The organism is Sphingobacterium sp. 1.A.5, assembly GCF_002734235.1.
GTDB classification, from domain to species: domain Bacteria; phylum Bacteroidota; class Bacteroidia; order Sphingobacteriales; family Sphingobacteriaceae; genus Sphingobacterium; species Sphingobacterium daejeonense.
The window spans coordinates 58,448-76,875 of sequence record NZ_PEBA01000012.1 but is presented as its reverse complement, the minus strand read 5'-3'; the positions used below and the strand labels follow the sequence as shown (position 1 = coordinate 76,875).

Genomic DNA, 18,428 nt, shown 5'->3' with positions numbered 1-18,428 from the left:
TTACGACTTTCATGAAACACATCAAAGCATTTGGATTAATATTCTTCCTGATTTTTAGCAGCATATTTATTGCTCCTAAATCTTATGCTCAACTTCCTGCCGTTGACTCTACAGCAGTAGTGGATTCCATTGCTATTAAAGACTCTTTGGCTAGGCTCGCTGTGTTTGATTCATTAGATATCAGCCTTAAAAATAGTCAAATAATCCTGTTCCCCGACAAGGGAATAAATTATTTGAAAATGGAAATAGATTCTGTCAAGAGTACTGGAAAGCAAGACCTGTTTTTTGGGATGGATACTGTACATTCAAATACAAAACCTGGAGTATTACTGGAAGGAACCGAAAAAAACTATAGACCAGCATGGATACTCCTTATCGTTTTTATTCTGTTCCTAATCCTTGGGGTATTGAGAATTGTTTTTCCGGTGGAACTGAAAATAATAGTGGATGCATATTACAAGGAAAGATTATTGCTACAAGTCAGTAAGGAAGACAACCTAGCAACTTCATGGCCTTATATATTTTTATATGCTGTTTTTAGTTTGTCCTTAGGGTTATTTGTGGTGGTTATTGTGTCGAGTTTCGGCGACAAAAATTATCTTACTTTCGAAAACTTCCTAAAGAATTCTGGATTTGTAGCATTCTTGTTTATCGCCAAGATTCTAATCATTCGATTTGTATCATTCGTGTTTCAGTTGGAAAAAATTGTTCGTGAATATATAGCAATTCTTTACTTAGTTTATTTTAACAGCATGTTTTTCCTCATGCCATTTTTATTGGCTGTGGTGTTTATTCCTGCCAATTATTTCAAATCTATATCGATAATTTACATCTGTTTAGTAATAATTTTATTCAGTTACAGGTTCTTAAGGACCGCTTTGCACTTATTCGGTCATTTCAAATTTTCTATTTTTTATTTAATTCTTTATCTTTGCAGTCTCGAATTAGCACCAATTTTGATATTAGTGAGGTCACTAAGTAATTAAGAAAGAGTATATGCAGATTGATGTAGAAAGATCCAAAAAAGTAAAGAGCATTTTAGTTACTTTACCAAAGCCTGAAAACGATAAATCTCCCTACTTCACACTAGCAGAGAAGTACAATTTAAAATTAGATTTTAGAGGTTTTATTCATGTAGAAGGCGTCTCTGCAAAGGATGTCAGAAAAGAAAAAGTGAATTTTGCAGATTTTTCTGCAGTAATCTTCACAAGTAAAAATGCAGTTGACCACTTTTTTAGGGTCTGTGAAGAAATGCGCTTTGAAGTCTCAGCAGATTTAAAATACTTCTGTATATCGGAAACAATCGCCCTTTATCTTCAAAAGTATATCCAATACCGTAAACGTAAAATCTTCTTCGGTAAACAAACAGCTCAAGATCTGGAAGATGTGTTGAAAAAACACAATAAAGAAAAATTCCTTTTCCCTTGCTCGGATGTTGCAAATGAAGAAACTCAACGTTGGCTGCAAGAAAATGGCTATGATTTCACACCAGCAGTGTTGTTCAGAACAGTAATCTCGGACATCAAAGATCTTAAAGATGTGTTCTATGACATCATTGTGTTCTTTAGCCCTTCTTCTGTACAGTCTCTTTATGAGAATTTCCCAGACTTTGTTCAAAACAAAACCAGAATTGCTGCTTTTGGAGCAACAACCCAACAAGCATTGTTAGAACATGACTTGATTCTTGATATCCCAGCTCCAACACCTAATGCACCTAGCATGACAATGGCAATAGAGCAATATATAAAGCAAGTAAATAAATAAATTGCTGAAAATATTTAAAGGCTATCCCAAAATGGATAGCCTTTTTTGTTGAACATTGTGTAAGACCTTTGTAAATTTGATGTTTATCATTTTTTAATAAATTAATTCTGCATAATTTGCCAACAATCAATATAAATATCATCCTCAGGGAGGTTGGGTATATTTATTGTAGGAATATTTTTTTTATGTTTGCATTAACTCAAAAATGGGAATATTGTGAAATTAAAACCTGTTAATAGTATCTCAGGAATAGCTCCTAAGGACTTTGTTAGGGACTATCTAAATAAAAGCCAGCCTGTTATCATCAAGGATTTTATCAGCAAAGATAGTCCATGCTGGAACAAGTGGAGTTACGACTATTTCAAGGAAATAGCGGGTAATGAGCAAATCGACGTATATGGTCGTGAAGAAGAATCACAAAACCATGCTGCTAGTCCTCCAGTGGGTAGGATGAGCTTCGGAGAGTATCTAGATCTAATCCGCAAAGAACCAACCGAACTTAGATTGTTCCTGTTTAATTTGATGAAAATTAGACCCGAACTCAAAAAAGATGTCATCTTTAATGATGTTACCGGGGGTAAAGTTCTGCAATGGTTACCTTATATGTTCTTTGGAGGTGAAGGATCAGCAACTAGAAATCATTTTGATATTGACATGTCACATGTTTTTATATCTCAATTTCAAGGCGCTAAACGTATTTGGTTGTTCCCAAATAACCAATCTGATCTAATGTATAAACTGCCTTACAACTTTCATAGTATAGCAAATCTGAAAAATAGTAAAGTAGAAGATTACCCAGGATTGGAATTTTTGGATGGTTACGAAGCTGTTATAAACCCTGGAGAAACACTGTATATGCCCGCTGGTTGGTGGCACTATATACAATATGAAACTGAAGGATATTCAATTTCTGTCCGTGCATTAGCAAATTCTATCAGCGAAAAATTAAAAGGAGCAAGAAACCTATTCGTTACTCGACACTTTGATGATACCATGAGAAAAATCTTCAAAGATAAATGGTTTGATTATAAAATTAATACTGCCAAAAAGAGAGCAAATAAAGCAATTAAGAAATACAAAAGATAGTTTTTTATATTAACAGAAAGGGTTCCAAAATTATTTGGAACCCTTTTCGATTAAACAAACTATGGTGTTTCAAATCCATATTTCTTATAGATGTTTTTAGCAACATCCGATTTCATAAAATCTACAAAATCCTTTCCAGCTTGTGCGCGAGGTGCATTTTTCATCTCAGCAATCATATAGGTAGCCTTTATGTTTTCCTCCGCAGGGATTTCAACCAGTTCAACCGGGTGATTTAATAACTTCTGATAGACAACTTCGGAATACCAAACCGGAGCAGCATCTACCTCTTTATACAAAATCTTCATCGGACTTTCCCGATGATGTATTTTGGTCAAATATGTAGTGCCCTTCCCAACCTTATCTTTCATAATAGTATTCTCCAGGTTTTCGCCGCCCAGTTTGTTGTAGACAGAAACTATTTGCCGACCGATACCTTCCCAGGCAGGATTGGGCATCGCTATTTTTACATCTTCCTTTGCAAGATCTAGAATGGAATTAACTGATTTGGGATTGCCTTTTGGAACCATGATTGCCAATTTATTGTAAGCATATATTTCTGTTCTTGAAAAATGATTTTTCATACTGTCAATCCTATTCTTTCCAGCAGCATATACATCTGGCTGATGAGTAATCCTCATATTACCAATAGTGATGGAACCACCCTCAATTTGTTTGGCAAGTATTCCCGGTGGAAGAGTCTCAACAAAAATTCGTTCATATTTTGGATGTTTCTTCTTGAAGGCCTCAATTAAATCATCCATCACCATAAATTGATTCCCCGCGAAAAATATAACTAATTGGGGGTCGACAATATCACCAAATAAATCGGGAACATTATCAATTCGGTGAACAGTGAAATTTACAGAGGATTCCGGAGCTGTGTTCCATGGCGGATCATATTTATAGTTGTCTTGGGAATAGGCTTTGTTCATAATCAGAATAACAGCAAATACTATCAATCGTTTTAAATTCATATCAGTCTCTTTATTTTATAATCTATGGTTTTACAATTACCCATCCTTCGGATGCTCTGATTACCAACTCTCCATTTCCGCTTGGGACATAGCCTATGAAATCATATAATTGATCTTTTTTTAAGCTCCTTTCCTGGAGTGAATTGCTGCACTGCGCAACAATTACTCCTTTGTCAATAAGTTCTTTTAGGGCATCAGCATATCCTGAATCCTTTAGCATCACTTCTGTTCCCCCAGAAAACGTGATTAGCTCTAAATCAATTTTACCTTTCAAACGCGGGTCGTTGAGAACATTTTTAATGTTACGGAATGCTTTTTTTACAACATCAGGATTGTTGCTGTCCAGTTGGTAGATTGCTTTGTAATGTTGGTTATGAGTGTCGGCACCTGAAAACTTAGCGTTTTCCATAAGTTTTTTGTCAATGGATTGCGCATGTGAAAGCTGCGTTGCGCACATAAAAATAATACTGCATAAAATAATAATCTGTTTCATATTCTTAAAAATTAAAAAGGTCCGTATTTATGTTGTTCTTGAGGTTTATTGTCAGCAAATGGGGGATAAGGACTATCTATAGGTTTCTTGTTCAAATCTGGATAGTCTTTTTCCTTGGCAAGTTTTGAAGGCCTTTCAAATGAATTAATATAAGCAGCGACATCATAAGCTTCTTCATCTGTAAGAATCGGAGATTCTGAGGTAGCACCTAATGGCATATTACCTTTGATAAACTTAGCAGCAGTCAACATTCTACCCATACCAGCACCATCATTAAAAGAATCATTGCCCCATAAAGGCGGATATATGTATCCCTCTTCCATCGAACCCGATTTTTTGACCAACCCCTGCCCATCAGATTGATGACAACTCACACATTGTGATTTGAAAACAGTTTCGCCATGAGTCAAATCTGCCTTTCTATTGGGTGCATCAATTTTTACAAATCCCTGCCCTTCAATACGTGAACCAACCATAACGTCTTTGCTTAGATGTTTGATATAACTCACGATGGCAATCATCTCATCACTTTCCACGGGAAGTTTCTTGCCGTTCATACTCCTTTCAAAACAGCCATTAATCCGCTCCTCAAGCGTAGCGACTTTCCCCTCACGTCCACTATAAATTGGGAAAAGTGCACTCAAACCTATATAAGGAGCAGCATATGCCTTTGTGCCACCATTAAGATGACAACTAGTACATGCCAGATTATTACCTGAATAAACCGCTCCAAACTTATTGTTGGGACCAAGATATTTTTGGGTCTCCTTGATTAATTTTTCACCATATGCAGCAATCTTCCCTTCTTCCGTTTCTGGATAAGGAGAAACTTTAAAATCCTTAATGTCGCGTAAGGAATTATGAGAAACAATCTTCTCTGTTTCTTGACTCACTGATGGGGATTGCAAGATTTCAGTATTAAAACCCAATGCCTGAAAAACGATAACAAGAACTATGAAAATAAATAGTCCAGCAACAATTCTTGTCTGTTGGGCTATTTTATTTACCTCCTTAAAAAGATTTTGTGATTGGTTTAAATTGTTTTTCATATAGACAAACATAAGCCTGTCTATGCACTTGCTAAAACGGTAAAATGTTATAGGCTATAACCTAAAGTTATGCTATGACTTAAGTGTTTGATTTAGAAAGCGGATAAACTGTTTGGGAAGACCCGAAAGCTCTCCGTGTAGATGAACTAAATATAGTTCCCGATTAATTTCTTTCCCCTCGATCTCAATTTGCCTTAAAATTCCATTTTCCAACTCGTTTTTAACCGCATATCGCGAAAGAATGCCAATGCTATTACTATATCTAATATATTGCTTGATGGATTCTGAACTAGACATTTGTACTCGATTTATCAAATCATTCGCATGAAGACCATTTTCTTTGAATTTTTGAAAGACAATATCATTCGTTCCAGAACCAGGCTCCCTAAAGATGAATTCCTGTTGCTTGGCATATTCAAGACTAATAGGTTCTTGATCAAATAAAGGATGAGAATGTCTCGCAACCCAAATTAACTGATCATCTAAGATCTTGCTGTACTTAAGAGATTGATCTTCTGCAATACCCTCAACAAAACCTAAACCTATTTTTCTTTCATATAACCATCGGACAACCTGTGCCGTATTTCCCGTAAATAATTTGATGTTTACCGAAGGATTCTCACTTGAAAACTCTGCAATAATTTTAGGTAGAATATATTGGGCAATGGTCGTGCTTGCACCAATAATTAAATTGCCTCGAACTTGATTGTTGAGCAAACCTAATTTATAATCTGCTAATTCATATTCTTGAATAATGACCTGCACGGATTCCAATAGAGTAGAACCAGCCTCCGTCAAAACCAATCTGCTGCCGTTTCTTATAAATAAAGCCTGGCCAATCGTATGTTCCAACTCTTGGATATGCTTGGAAACAGCAGGCTGGCTAATATTAAGTTCTCTGGATGCTTTTGTGAAACTTAAATCCCTAGCAGCATGATAAAATACTTTTATCCTAAAATTTATTTCTAACATAAGTGTGACCCTGGTTCAGGTATTAATCTTCTCCCTCGGCTTTCTCGGAAATACTATACTTGTAAAATAAAGTGTATGGATCTGATGGATAAACAATAGCATCAGGATTATGTTTAAATGGAATATCTGGATTGAATAGTTCTTCAAGCTTTTCCCTCAGGAATTCAACGAAAACCTTTTTTTGATCTTCCAATATTAAGTCCTCAAATACTAAACTACCACTTCTATTCCTGAATAAAGTTCCATCCTCTCGCATACGTCGTGCAACATATAAATGCGGTTCCAAACCTTTTAATCCTGAAACTTGCTCATACACATACGCATAGAATAAGGTCTGTAAGAGAGCTTTATTTTCCGTGTTATCTGAAAAGACATTGTCTAAATTCCCAAAAATTACCTGGTCCGCTCCGGTTTTATAATCTACGATCCGTAATTTCCGTTGTCCATTTTTGCTGATTACTTCATCAACCCTGTCGATAATACCGAAGAGTCTTATTTTTTGGGGAACACCCTGTATGTTTATCTCAAAATCCAAAAAATAATCCTGGTCGTTCTCTAATTCCACTATCCTAAAAGATTCATACTGGTCAATATCATATTGTAGATACATCTTGATGTATTCAGATGATATCTTATGCATGATTCTTTGCAAACTATTCAAATCTTCCAGTTTAGTTAATTCTGTTTGATATTGTTTGCCGATTTCTTTTATGACTGTAGAATCAACTTTTTCAAGTGCTTTTTCAAGTTCTGAGGTAGGTGTTAAGTCAGTAGAACCCTTGTAAGGAGATAATAATTGCTCCATGCATTCATGGATTACTGTCCCTAATTTGTTCATCTCAAACTCTTGAGAAATTGATGGCGGTTCTTTTATATCTGCTACATACTTTAGAAAAAACTGTAATGGTGACATCAAATATGTCGTAAAGGCGGATGCTGATAAGGCTTTCCTGTCCTTTATATATGAGCCATATAACTTATCCCAAATAACTCCTTTTTTGTCAATGACTAATTCTTCCGGTTGAACAGGAAATAATAATGGTTGTTGCTGTGATCTTTTTATGAACTTAAAATTAGTTTCAAAGTTCAATTGCTTGATAAATCGACTTTCTTCACCTGTGCTATTTTCGTCTACAATACCATTATAAAATAAATGAATATTATTAGAATATTGAAAATGCCTATAAAATAAATATGCAGAAAGTGCATCTTGATTTTCTAAAACTGGAAGGCTATATGCCTTACGCAAATTGTTGGGCAAAAATGTTGCTGCGCTAGATGTCTTAGGCAATATTCCCTCATTCGCTCCTAAAACATAAACATGATCGAAATTTAAACATCTACTCTCTAATAGACCCATAATCTGCAAACCATATAATTGATCTCCCTCAATGGCAGAATTGATTGGAGCTAAAGCTTTTTTGATCAAACCTATTTGGAAAGAAATACTAAGATGACCAAGTTTGTCAAAACCTAAATGTAATTGGTTCAACACTTTCTTAGTTTCAATCAATAAATTAGACTCAATGACTTTTGTTGTGCCTTCAAGAGAAATGCTTTGCACTAAATCGTCAATCATTCTGACCATTGTAGGAATTAGTTCCGCAGAGTTTTTAATAGGCTTGAAAAAATTTGGTAAAACAGAACTACTAACATCAATTTCAGCAATGGAAACTTCAAACAATTGTTTCTCGGAGGATTCCTTTTGAATTTGCTGTTTCTGTTTTTTTGAAATCTTTGTCAGCGGATGACTTAAAAAAGTTTCCAACAACTGATAGGGGAGTTTCTCTTTCTTTTGATGTGAAATATAGAGTTGAACTTCACACCAAAGGTCAAATAATCCATATATCGGAGATTGGATCAAAGGATATCCAGTAGTGATATTAATATCCATTTGTGGTAAACTCTGGAGCAATGGAACTAACAAACTTTCATCTGCAAGTAAAATGGCAGCTGTTTCATTTTTAAAGTCTATTCCACCAGTATTTAAAAGTATATCATGAAGCAGTTTAGCCTCACTATTCTTGCCCGAGGTTTGGTATAGATTAACATCGATATCCCTATTGCCTATGATGTTTGGAGCTTCACCCAATGCATTTACCAAGCCAGTTTGAAATAAATTCCGACGAAGAAAAAGACCCGCTTCTTGAATTTTGTCATCTAAATAATGAGCATCAACATCAAAATAAAATATCGCCTTATCTTCCTCTTGCCATTGCTTAAAAAGTCCTGCTTCAGCTTTGTTTAATGCATTGAATCCAACAAAAATGACCTTCTTAAACTGGTTTATAAATCCTTGGTTTTCTCCTCTTCCCTCTGCTAAATCTCTATATAAAGTTGGGAAATTAGTTTGATTTTCAGTTTTTAGCTTCTCCTTGAACGATTTGTAAAGAATCGGTAATCTCTTCCACAATGCCAAAAATCTTTGTTGAACAGCAGTATGTCCTTTCATACTGAAGGATTTCCAAAACTGCTTAATGAAAACCTGTTGCTCTTCTGTAAAATGTTGGAATGTAATATCGATTTCGGTAGTATCGAATAATTCCATGTAAATTTGATCAATAGGAACCAAATCATAATCCAATTGACCAAAATCACTCAATATAATCTCTGCAATAGGATAGAATTCCTCCAAAGTCTCTGGCTCTTTTCCTTCCTTTTCCAAAAGATCATTGTGTAATTCAAAAAGATAAAAAAACTGAGTCAATTGAGTTGCTTGAACCTTCTTGGAAGATAAAGCAAAAAATTCCTGAATCGTAAAAAATTGTGGCGACCAGATAGCCTGACCAAAAACATCAACAAGGTGTTTCTTAAGGTAGGTAATAGGCCTTTTATTATTGAATACAATGGCAATATCTGAAATATCCTTGCCAAATTTTGCTTGAATGTCTTCCGCTACTAGTCTTAAAAATGCTTTCTCCATGATTTATTTTTATTTCACCTCAACCAATTCCTTGGATTTAGCATAATATAGATATCCCTTAATGTTATGATAACCAACATTTTTTAATGCGTTCATATACCTTCCTACCTGCGTTTTGTGATTAATATAATCGCCCTGTGTAAATTTGAAGTCAAGGACGATGGTCTCCTTATCATTCGTAAAAACTTTGTCCGGTCTTTGAGTACTACCGTCTTCCAAAATAATACTGGATTCATTCCAAACTTTATAATCTCCAGTAAGCCATTCATGGATGAGCGGATGATGCCAAATTTGTTTAATCTCCCCTAAGAGAGAATCCTTTTCATCTAATCCTAAGATCCCTTCTTCTATAAATTGATTGACATAAAATAAAATCTCATCTTCATTCTCAACTAAGGAAACTATCTCATGTGCTAAAACACCATATTGTGCAGCCTTTTCCAACATCAATATGTTGTTTATATTACGCTTGGTGGATTTTTCTAAAGCTGTTTCTAAAGCCAAAGATTGCGGATAATTTTTAAGCTCTATCTTGGAAGTAATATCCGTTTTGATATGTTCTTCTTTCTTAATGTTATCGTCAAGAATATTTAATGAATTGTTATCTAAACGGAATACTGATCCAGGTTCGGATAATACTTGAATTAATATGTCACTTATAAATTCATTCTTAATTTCTGAACCCAAAATTTCTCCAGTCTTTTTATCTACCTCATCTTTAAATTGGGGAGCAGTAATATATAAGTGGCTCTTTGCCCTCGTTGTTGCTACATAGAAGGTGTTTAATGCATCCATATAATTGAATAGCATCTCCTCATAATATTGCTTATAAAAAATAGACCTTCCTAGAGATTGAGTGTATTTGACAGGTATTTTTCCGAGATCTGAAAAAGGGCTTTCCAATACATCGATCCAAAAATCACCGTTTATTAATCCATCAAGCTTCCAAGAAGAAAAAGGAATCATAACGACCTCATAAGCTAATCCCTTTGATTTGTGAATCGTCGTAACCTCAATCGCGTTTATCTTGCCATTTGAAGGTAAAACTGCTCTTTCACCATCCTCATCCCAATATTCCAAAAATTGAATAATTCCTCTTTCACCCAACGTAGAAAAAGCTGTAACTAAATCTTTGAAGGCTAATAAATATGGAAGGTGGATACTTCCTTCATCCCCAAGATGATATAATTCAATCAATTTTTCAACCAAATGGACCAAAGGCATTTTTTGCAATGCTGACCAAGATTCAATCAATTCAATGGGAAGTACTTCAGAAAGGTCCTGTAAATTATTCCCTTTAAATTTTAACCAATTGCTCTGTTCAAATTTTGATTTCCCATGCGATAATTGATATAGATACGCCATGTTAGCATGATGGATAACATGCTTGTCCGACTGAAAAACCAAAGCTCTTAAAGTCTCAAGAATAAGATTAATCGCATTATTGGAAATAAGGCTCAACGCATCACCCGAGATAACCTCAAAACTGAGACCTTCCTCATTTTTATAACGCATCAGTTCCTGGATAATAAGTTTCGCTTGAGCATTGCTGCGAACCAAAATACCTATATCAGAAGGTTTGTATTTCCCACTTGAAATCCATTCTCCAATTTTTGTACATAGATCCCTAACAGATTCCTCAATGACTTGGTTATTTCTTGAACGACCACTTGTAACCGGCAAAAAATTGATTTCGATACTGCCCTGAGGTTTTTCGGGGTCGGTTTTGGATATAGGAATCAGTTGTTCGCTATTTTCATAAGCTTTAATCAATAAATTGTTATTGCCTAATGAATTCCACCAGACTAAACCTTCCTCAGATAACCCTTCCGCTACCTTTTCATTAAGAACCGCCTGCATCAATTTGGGTATCTTATCAAACAAATAATTGTTAAGCTTGATTATATTTGGAAGACTCCTATAGTTGGTGTCTAATGTGCCGTTCTCAATAAAATCAACGACATTATGCTCTGATAAATGAAAATGGTTTGAAACCTGTTGATCGATTTGCTGCAAGAGAATACGCCAATCTCCATTTCTCCAACGATAAATGCTCTGCTTTACATCTCCTACAACCAAATGCTCACTTATTTTTCCTGTAGCTACAGAAAGGGCATTTAATAATAACGGACTGTAATTTTTCCATTGAATTCTGGAAGTGTCCTGAAACTCGTCAAATAAAAAATAATTATACCTATTACCTATCTTTTCCCAGATAAAAGTTGGATCAGCATGCTCATCTAAACCTAGTTTATTCAATAAAATCTGTGCATCCGATATCAATTGAGCAGAATTTTCCTTCCTCCATAAACTCAACAAATCGCTCATCTCCTTAAGTAATCTCAAAAAATACAGATTCGTATGCACCGACTGGTAACCAATATAGCTGGCAAAATGTTGTTGAAGGGTTAATATGGCATCCAATGCCGGTTTTATACCTGATATATATTCATAACGAACGACTTTATTGGAATCTGTGAAGGCATCTTCATTATCAGCCAATTCAGAAAACTTGTCGAAAACCTTACTCTGTATATCAGAAATCGATATTTTTCGAACATCGATATTCAACTTGCTAGTTGATACAAACTTATTTCTGGATTTTCCTTTCATCTCTGTTTCATCAACCCCTAAACTTTGATAAACAGATTTATATGTTTCTAAACTTTGGGAAAGTGCTTCTAAAAATGAATTCGTTTTATCCTCTATTTCTTTATTCAAAAGATTGAAAATCTTATTCGTGTCAGAAGAAATCATAAAGCTGTCAAACTCCTGAAAATTCTCCGAAAAGATTAAACCAGCCAACCCCATTAATTGTTGACGGTAGTTCCAATTTTCATTGTTGCTGATTTTTTGCTCTGCATAGCTGATGATCCATTCCAACAACTCTGGTCGCTCATCCAATAACTGATTTAACATCACTGTCAAATCTCTTTTCACTTTATTGGTGTTCATTTCTATGGCATAGCCAGAATCTAAATTCAGCTCGTATGTAAAACTCCAAATTACCTTTTGAGAGAATCCATCAATAGTACTTACTGAAAAATGACTGTAGTCATGAAGGATTCGGCGGTAAACCCTATTTGCTTTCTCTTGAATTGTAATCCTATCCCATGACCCAACCTGTTGTAATTGAGATCTATATTGTTCAATTTCATCACTATCAGCACCTGTCGCCAAGCCGTGAAGAACTGTCATAATCCGATGTTTCATCTCAGCAGTAGCCTTGTTTGTAAAAGTTACTGCCAAAATTTCCCTATAGCTACTTTCCTTAGATAACAATAAAGTCAAATAATGAACCGTTAAACTGAAGGTTTTCCCAGATCCAGCAGAGGCCTTTACAATTTTTAATGGAGCAATTCTTTGCATAAAACGACAATAATTAGAAGAGCTTGAATATCGGAAAATTTTAGAATTAAGTAGTAAGTATTTAGTATTTAGAATGTGAATTGGCTATAAAGTAGTTGATAAATTCGTTGCTTAATCACTTTGTAAAACATTATAAATGTCTAAATACTAAATACTTTGTTCTAAATACTATTTTTTGTATCTTTGCGTCCCCTCCTGCATGTAGCACGGGGGATATGTTGAATACATAAATAAAATTAAAACATGGCAACTAAAATCAGATTGCAAAGACACGGTAAAAAAGGAAAACCTTTTTACCATGTAGTAGTAGCAGACGCACGTTCACCACGTGATGGTAAGTTCATTGAGCGTTTAGGTTCTTATAACCCTAACACTAACCCAGCAACAATTATCTTGGATTTCGAGAAATCATTGGACTGGATGAACAAAGGTGCTCAACCTACTGACACTGTTCGCGCTATCCTTTCTTACAAAGGTGTATTGTACAAAAAACACTTACAAGGTGGTGTGAAAAAAGGTGCTTTTGATGAAGCTAAAGCTGAAGAGCTTTTCGCAGCTTGGACTGAAGGAAAAGATGCACAAATCGAAGGCAAAAAATCAGGCTTGGCAAAATCTAAAGATGATGCTAAAAAAGCTGCTCTAGCTGCTGAAGCTAAGAAAAAAGAAGAAAAAGCTGCCGCTATCGCTGCTAAAAATGCCCCTGTTGCTGAAGAAACAGCTACAGAAGAAGCAGAAGAAGCTGCTGATGCTGCAGAAAACACTGAAGAAACTGAAGGTTAATCCTTACTCTAAAGTATTTGAAAATGCCGGTCTAATCTTAGATCGGCTTTTTTTATAAATACAAACTCCAGAAAAAGGATAAATTAGGAACATTAAATAATACCTATTAATAATTCGTATTTTTGCAAATTAATTTTAAAGTATGACTAAGGATCAGTGTTTTTATATAGGATATATTAGCAAAACCAGAGGGTTGAAAGGAGAAGTCCAAATGTTCTTCGAGTTCGATAATTACATGGACTTGGATTTGGAAATGGTGTTCTTGGAAATAGATAAAAAATTAGTCCCTTTCTTCGTAGATAAAATTAAACTGCAGAATAATAGCACTGCCTATGTCAATTTTGAAGATATTGACCATATCGATAAAGCCCAACCTTTATTAAGAAAAAGCGTATATCTGCCAAATGACAAAATGCCCGAACGTGATCCTGATGATTTTACATACCATGATTTAGTCGGATTTATAGCAATTGAAGAAGGCGAAGGAGAACTGGGAGAAATAACTCATGTACAAGAAATGCCCCAACAATTTATAGCAACAGTGGATATTGATGGTAGAGATGCTATGTTCCCACTAAATGAAGATTTTATTGTGGGTATAGATCCTGAAGAAAAAATAATCGTCCTCAAGTTACCTGAAGGATTGATAGATATGTATTTGGAATAAAAAAGAAGGGAATTCATGCGAATTCCCTTCTTTTTTTGCATAACATTTTGAGATTAAGTTGCTAATAACGATATTAGCCCTCGCTTATAGAGAAAGGCAGAGGGAATAGACCCGCTGAAGCCTTAGCAACCTGACACCAGTCAAGGTGCTACATTCTACCCCGATTAGGGAAAGATAAGCCAAAGAATCAGGATCCGCTGTGTTCTCTCTAAGCCTTAATATATTTTTATGAAAATCGTAGATCATATCAAAAACGCGAAAGGCAAGACGTTATATTCTTTTGAGCTGTTACCGCCTGCAAAAGGACAGGGAATTCAAAGTATCTTTCAAACAATGGACGAACTTATGGAATTCAAACCTCCCTTTATCGACGTGACCTACCATCGCGAAGATTACCTCTACAAACAGCACGCTAATGGATTGTTGGAAAGGGTATCCTATAGAAAACGTCCAGGAACAGTAGCAATCTGCGCCGCAATCATGAGTAAATATAAAGTCGATGCAGTACCTCATTTGATTTGTGGTGGTTTCACTAAAGAAGAAACCGAAAATGCTCTCATTGACTTGAATTTCTTAGGTATTGACAACGTATTGGTACTAAGAGGAGATGCTAGAAAAGGTGATGCAGATTTTATCCCAACACCTGGAGGACATGCTTATGCTACAGACCTCCTAAGACAAGTAGTGGATATGAATGAAGGATCATATCTGCATGAAGATATAGGAAGCTCCGAAAAAACAAACTTCTGTATAGGTGTCGCTGGCTACCCAGAAAAACACTTCGAATCCCCAAACTTCAATACTGACTTTAAATGGTTGAAGAAAAAAGTAGAAATGGGAGCAGAGTTTATCGTAACTCAGATGTTTTTCAATGTAGAGAAATATAAAGAGTTCGTAACGAAATGCCGCGAGAATGATATACATGTGCCTATTATTCCCGGATTAAAACCATTGACAACAAAAAAACAACTTATAACACTACCTCGGATATTCCACCTAGATATTCCCGAAGATTTAAGCGATGCAGTCGAATCCTGCAAAACAAATGCTGATGTAAGACAAGTTGGAGAAGAATGGCTAGTACAACAATGTAAAGAATTAATTGATTTTGGAGTTCCAGTCCTGCATTTCTACACCATGAGTAACCCAGGGCCAACCAAAAAAATCGTAGAGAAATTAGTATAGGATATAATCCATTATTATAAATAATATACAAATAGGCGAATGAGAAATCATTCGCCTGTTTTTTTTACCGCTGTTAAATATTGTTAAGGTGAGATTCTTATAGATATACTTTCTTAAATTTATTTGATAACTAACCATGTATTATGAACTATAATAAAATCAACAATTATCTTGGATGGCTTTGTGGATTCATTGCCCTTCTAGTATATTCTTTTACTGTAGAAAGATCAGTGAGCTGGTGGGATACTGGTGAATTTATTGCAGCAAGTAAAAATCTAGAAGTTGTTCACCAACCTGGTGCACCTTTATTTCTAATGATCCAAAACTTATTCTCAAATTTTGCTCTCGGAAATAATTCCAATATCGCTCTATGGATGAATATTGGATCATCAACTTGTTCTGCTCTGACCATTGTTTTTCTTTTTTGGACTATTACAGCCTTGGCTAGAAAAATTGTTTTGGGAAATAAAGAAGGTTCATCAATCCAATACATCCAAATATTCTCAGCAGGTATAGTGGGTGCATTAGCCTATAGCTTTACAGATTCATTTTGGTATTCGGCAGTTGAGTCGGAGGTTTATGCTATGTCTTCACTCTGTACAGCGATTGTATTCTGGTTAGCACTTAAATGGGAGCGAAGAGCAGATAACCCAGACTCCAATAAATGGCTTTTATTGATCGCTTTTGTTATGGGATTATCAATTGGTGTCCATTTATTAAACCTTCTAACAATCCCCGCCTTAGCATTGATGATCTATTTTAGAAAAGCAAAACATGTTAACTGGAAAGGAGCAGTGATATCGTTTGGTTGGGGCGTCCTTGCGTTAGCATTTATTTTGTGGGGAGTTATTCAGTATTCAGTACGAATAGCATCAAATTTTGATGTGTTTTTCGTGAATACGTTAGGCCTGCCTTTCGGAACAGGTATAGCATTTTTTATTTTGTTAATCATAGCTTGTGCAGTTTATGGCATAATATACTCAATTAAGACAAACAAACCATTATTGAATTTGATAATTCTAGGAATCTGTTTGCTTTGCTTTGGTTTTACTTCTTTTAGTATGGTTTTAATTAGAGCACAAACAAATATTGCTTTAAACAATTATCAGCCAGATAATGCTTTTTCATTTTTAAGCTATTTAAGTAGAGAACAATATATATCCGAACCATTATTTAAAGGACCAACATTTAATTCAAATATTATTGATGTAAATGAAGGCAAAACATATAGAAAAGATGAAAAACAATATGCTGAGATTGATTATGTAAAGGGGTATGAATATGATAAACAAGTTCTTTTTCCGCGATTATATAGTAGTAAACATGCTGATTTTTATAAGCAATATTTAAATTTATCAGAGGGAGAAACTCCAACCATTACAGATAACTTGAAGTTCTTCTTCAATTATCAAATTGGACATATGTATTCTCGGTATTTTATGTGGAATTTCGTCGGTCGCCAAAATGATACCCCTGGACAAGGTGAAATTACATCCGGAAATTGGATCTCAGGAGTAAATTTTTTAGATGAACTTCGGCTTCCTGGAATAAATACTGCACCGGAATACATGAAAAATGACCCTAGTAGAAATACCTATTTTTTCCTGCCATTAATATTAGGAATTATAGGTGCACTTTGGCAATTAAAGAAAAATAAGAAAGATACAGCAATTGTTGCCCTGATGTTCTTTTTCACCGGTTTGGCCATAGTTATTTATTTAAATCAATCACCTTTACAGCCTAGAGAACGTGATTATTCCTATGCAGGATCATTTTATGTGTTTGCAATTTGGATTGGGTTGGGAGTTTTAGGAATTATTGATTATTTAAAAACAAAGGCTCAGCGAATTTCAATCAGTACATTGACATATTCTACTGCTGCAATATGTATCCTAGCAGGTCCAATTTTATTGGTAAAGGAGAATTGGGATGACCATGACCGCTCCGAAAGAAATATGACCAGAGAAGTAGCATTAAATACTTTAAATTCTTGCGAACCAAATGCAATCGTAATTACTTACGGAGATAACGATACCTTTCCTTTGTGGTATCTGCAGGGAGTCGAAGGTATACGTACAGATGTTCGTGTCCTGAATTACGGATACCTCCAGTCAGATTGGTATGTAAAACAAGCAATGGAAGATATCAACCAATCAGAAGCATTGCCTATTGGCTTTAGCCATGATAAAGTGAAAAAAGGAATAAGAGATGGAATACAGGTAATGGACTTTGGAATTGAAGGATATTCAGATGTTGACAAACTATTAGAAGTTATGCTGTCTGACAATAAAAAAGACATGTTGGAAACTAGTAGGGGAGAGTTTGTAAACGTAATGCCTAATCGCAGACTTCAGTTGAAAATCAATAAAAACCAGGTAATAGAGAACGCCAATGTTCCGAAAGAATGGCAACAATTTATTCCAGAATATATGCAATGGGAATTAAAAAATAATTTTGTTTCTAGAGCGGATTTAAGTTTAATGTCGATTTTAACGAACAATAATTGGGAAAGACCAATTTATTTTATTTCATCTTCCGCATCGGCAACCTCGATGGGAATGGACAAGTATTTAGCCTCTGAAGGCTTGGTGAAAAAATTAATGCCAATAGATATGGGACAAGCTTCAGATAGATCTACATTAGTAAACTCAGACAAGATTCACGAAAATGCAATAAATAAATTTAATTGGAGTTCAATAGATTATTTAGACCATTTTGATGTGGATTCCAATTTTCATTATGAAGGTTGGATATATCCAAATGTATACGTGGATGGAATGCAGACCTTAATGATGCAAGGTAAATTTGACAAAGCAAAAGATTTGGCTTTACAAGCCTACGATTTCCAACCCAAAGTGGTCAAAAGTATGAGACAAGTATATTCAAATTCGGTATTGTTGGATACTCTTGTCAAAGTTAAGGAGGTAGAAAAAGCTAAATCATTGGCAAGTAAACAATTGAAAGCAATCAACGAAAATTTGGACTTTCAATATGAAATTGCAAAAAAATCAAAAATGGGGTTTGATCCAATTTCCGTTGAATTGGGAATAGCGTCATTAGAAAGGTATATCCCATCCTTAAAAGAATTGGGTGACGCTAATTTATTAGCAGAAGCAACAAGTCTAGATAAAAAATATAAAGATATTTGGATGTAAAAAAAGGAGGC

Annotated in this window: 13 protein-coding genes and 1 riboswitch; of the genes, 7 read left to right on the top strand and 6 right to left on the bottom strand. The window is 35.0% G+C overall.

What is annotated here, in order from left to right; translation table 11 throughout:
- Positions 1–11 precede the first annotated feature (11 nt).
- From CRT24_RS07375 to CRT24_RS07365, 3 genes are all read left to right on the top strand, one after another.
- Positions 12–986, top strand: coding sequence for a DUF4271 domain-containing protein (locus tag CRT24_RS07375; RefSeq protein WP_099370600.1), 975 nt, complete (start codon positions 12–14; stop codon positions 984–986).
- A gap of 10 nt (positions 987–996) precedes the next feature.
- A complete protein-coding gene (locus tag CRT24_RS07370) occupies positions 997–1,764 on the top strand; it encodes a uroporphyrinogen-III synthase (RefSeq protein WP_099370599.1) in 768 nt (255 codons plus the stop codon).
- A gap of 216 nt (positions 1,765–1,980) precedes the next feature.
- A complete protein-coding gene (locus CRT24_RS07365) occupies positions 1,981–2,850 on the top strand; it encodes a cupin-like domain-containing protein (protein WP_099370598.1) in 870 nt (289 codons plus the stop codon).
- Between the two features lie 59 nt (positions 2,851–2,909).
- Here the strand turns inward: CRT24_RS07365 and CRT24_RS07360 are convergent, their stop codons facing one another.
- The 6 genes from CRT24_RS07360 to CRT24_RS07335 form a co-directional block, all read right to left on the bottom strand.
- Entirely contained in the window at positions 2,910–3,824 is a 915-nt protein-coding gene (locus tag CRT24_RS07360; RefSeq protein WP_099370597.1) for a substrate-binding domain-containing protein, read from the bottom strand.
- A 22-nt stretch (positions 3,825–3,846) separates the two neighbouring features.
- A complete protein-coding gene (locus CRT24_RS07355) occupies positions 3,847–4,317 on the bottom strand; it encodes a DsrE family protein (RefSeq protein ID WP_099370596.1) in 471 nt (156 codons plus the stop codon).
- 11 nt (positions 4,318–4,328) lie between these two features.
- Positions 4,329–5,366, bottom strand: coding sequence for a c-type cytochrome (locus tag CRT24_RS07350; RefSeq protein ID WP_099370595.1), 1,038 nt, complete (start codon positions 5,364–5,366; stop codon positions 4,329–4,331).
- A 72-nt stretch (positions 5,367–5,438) separates the two neighbouring features.
- On the bottom strand, positions 5,439–6,338 hold the full coding sequence (locus CRT24_RS07345) for a LysR family transcriptional regulator (protein WP_099370594.1): 900 nt from the start codon (positions 6,336–6,338) through the stop codon (positions 5,439–5,441).
- A 22-nt stretch (positions 6,339–6,360) separates the two neighbouring features.
- Positions 6,361–9,261, bottom strand: coding sequence for a PD-(D/E)XK nuclease family protein (locus CRT24_RS07340; RefSeq protein WP_099370593.1), 2,901 nt, complete (start codon positions 9,259–9,261; stop codon positions 6,361–6,363).
- Between the two features lie 9 nt (positions 9,262–9,270).
- The gene (locus CRT24_RS07335; protein WP_099370592.1) at positions 9,271–12,630 is read right to left on the bottom strand and encodes an exodeoxyribonuclease V subunit beta; all 3,360 of its coding nucleotides are present in this window, start codon (positions 12,628–12,630) and stop codon (positions 9,271–9,273) included.
- 243 nt (positions 12,631–12,873) lie between these two features.
- On the opposite strand from CRT24_RS07335, the gene CRT24_RS07330 reads away from it, so the two are divergent.
- The 4 genes from CRT24_RS07330 to CRT24_RS07315 all read left to right on the top strand — a co-directional run bounded on the left by CRT24_RS07330 (position 12,874) and on the right by CRT24_RS07315 (position 18,417).
- Positions 12,874–13,410, top strand: a complete 537-nt coding sequence (locus CRT24_RS07330) for a 30S ribosomal protein S16 (RefSeq protein WP_099370591.1) — start codon at positions 12,874–12,876, stop codon at positions 13,408–13,410.
- Between the two features lie 142 nt (positions 13,411–13,552).
- A complete protein-coding gene (rimM, locus tag CRT24_RS07325; RefSeq protein ID WP_099370590.1) occupies positions 13,553–14,077 on the top strand; it encodes a ribosome maturation factor RimM in 525 nt (174 codons plus the stop codon).
- Positions 14,078–14,158: 81 nt separating this feature from the next.
- Positions 14,159–14,258, top strand: a riboswitch (SAM riboswitch).
- Positions 14,259–14,305: 47 nt separating this feature from the next.
- Entirely contained in the window at positions 14,306–15,262 is a 957-nt protein-coding gene (locus CRT24_RS07320) for a methylenetetrahydrofolate reductase (protein WP_099370589.1), read from the top strand.
- Positions 15,263–15,405: 143 nt separating this feature from the next.
- Positions 15,406–18,417, top strand: a complete 3,012-nt coding sequence (locus CRT24_RS07315) for a protein O-mannosyl-transferase family (protein ID WP_099370588.1) — start codon at positions 15,406–15,408, stop codon at positions 18,415–18,417.
- Positions 18,418–18,428 lie beyond the last annotated feature (11 nt).

Coding starts and splice junctions, on each gene's coding strand:
- CRT24_RS07360 (WP_099370597.1), bottom strand. CDS start 3,824: ATGAATTTAAAACGATTGATAGTATTTGCTGTTATTCTGATTATGAAC.
- CRT24_RS07370 (WP_099370599.1), top strand. CDS start 997: ATGCAGATTGATGTAGAAAGATCCAAAAAAGTAAAGAGCATTTTAGTT.
- CRT24_RS07350 (WP_099370595.1), bottom strand. CDS start 5,366: ATGAAAAACAATTTAAACCAATCACAAAATCTTTTTAAGGAGGTAAAT.
- CRT24_RS07315 (WP_099370588.1), top strand. CDS start 15,406: ATGAACTATAATAAAATCAACAATTATCTTGGATGGCTTTGTGGATTC.
- CRT24_RS07320 (WP_099370589.1), top strand. CDS start 14,306: ATGAAAATCGTAGATCATATCAAAAACGCGAAAGGCAAGACGTTATAT.
- CRT24_RS07330 (WP_099370591.1), top strand. CDS start 12,874: ATGGCAACTAAAATCAGATTGCAAAGACACGGTAAAAAAGGAAAACCT.
- CRT24_RS07355 (WP_099370596.1), bottom strand. CDS start 4,317: ATGAAACAGATTATTATTTTATGCAGTATTATTTTTATGTGCGCAACG.
- CRT24_RS07345 (WP_099370594.1), bottom strand. CDS start 6,338: ATGTTAGAAATAAATTTTAGGATAAAAGTATTTTATCATGCTGCTAGG.
- CRT24_RS07340 (WP_099370593.1), bottom strand. CDS start 9,261: ATGGAGAAAGCATTTTTAAGACTAGTAGCGGAAGACATTCAAGCAAAA.
- CRT24_RS07335 (WP_099370592.1), bottom strand. CDS start 12,630: ATGCAAAGAATTGCTCCATTAAAAATTGTAAAGGCCTCTGCTGGATCT.
- rimM (WP_099370590.1), top strand. CDS start 13,553: ATGACTAAGGATCAGTGTTTTTATATAGGATATATTAGCAAAACCAGA.
- CRT24_RS07375 (WP_099370600.1), top strand. CDS start 12: ATGAAACACATCAAAGCATTTGGATTAATATTCTTCCTGATTTTTAGC.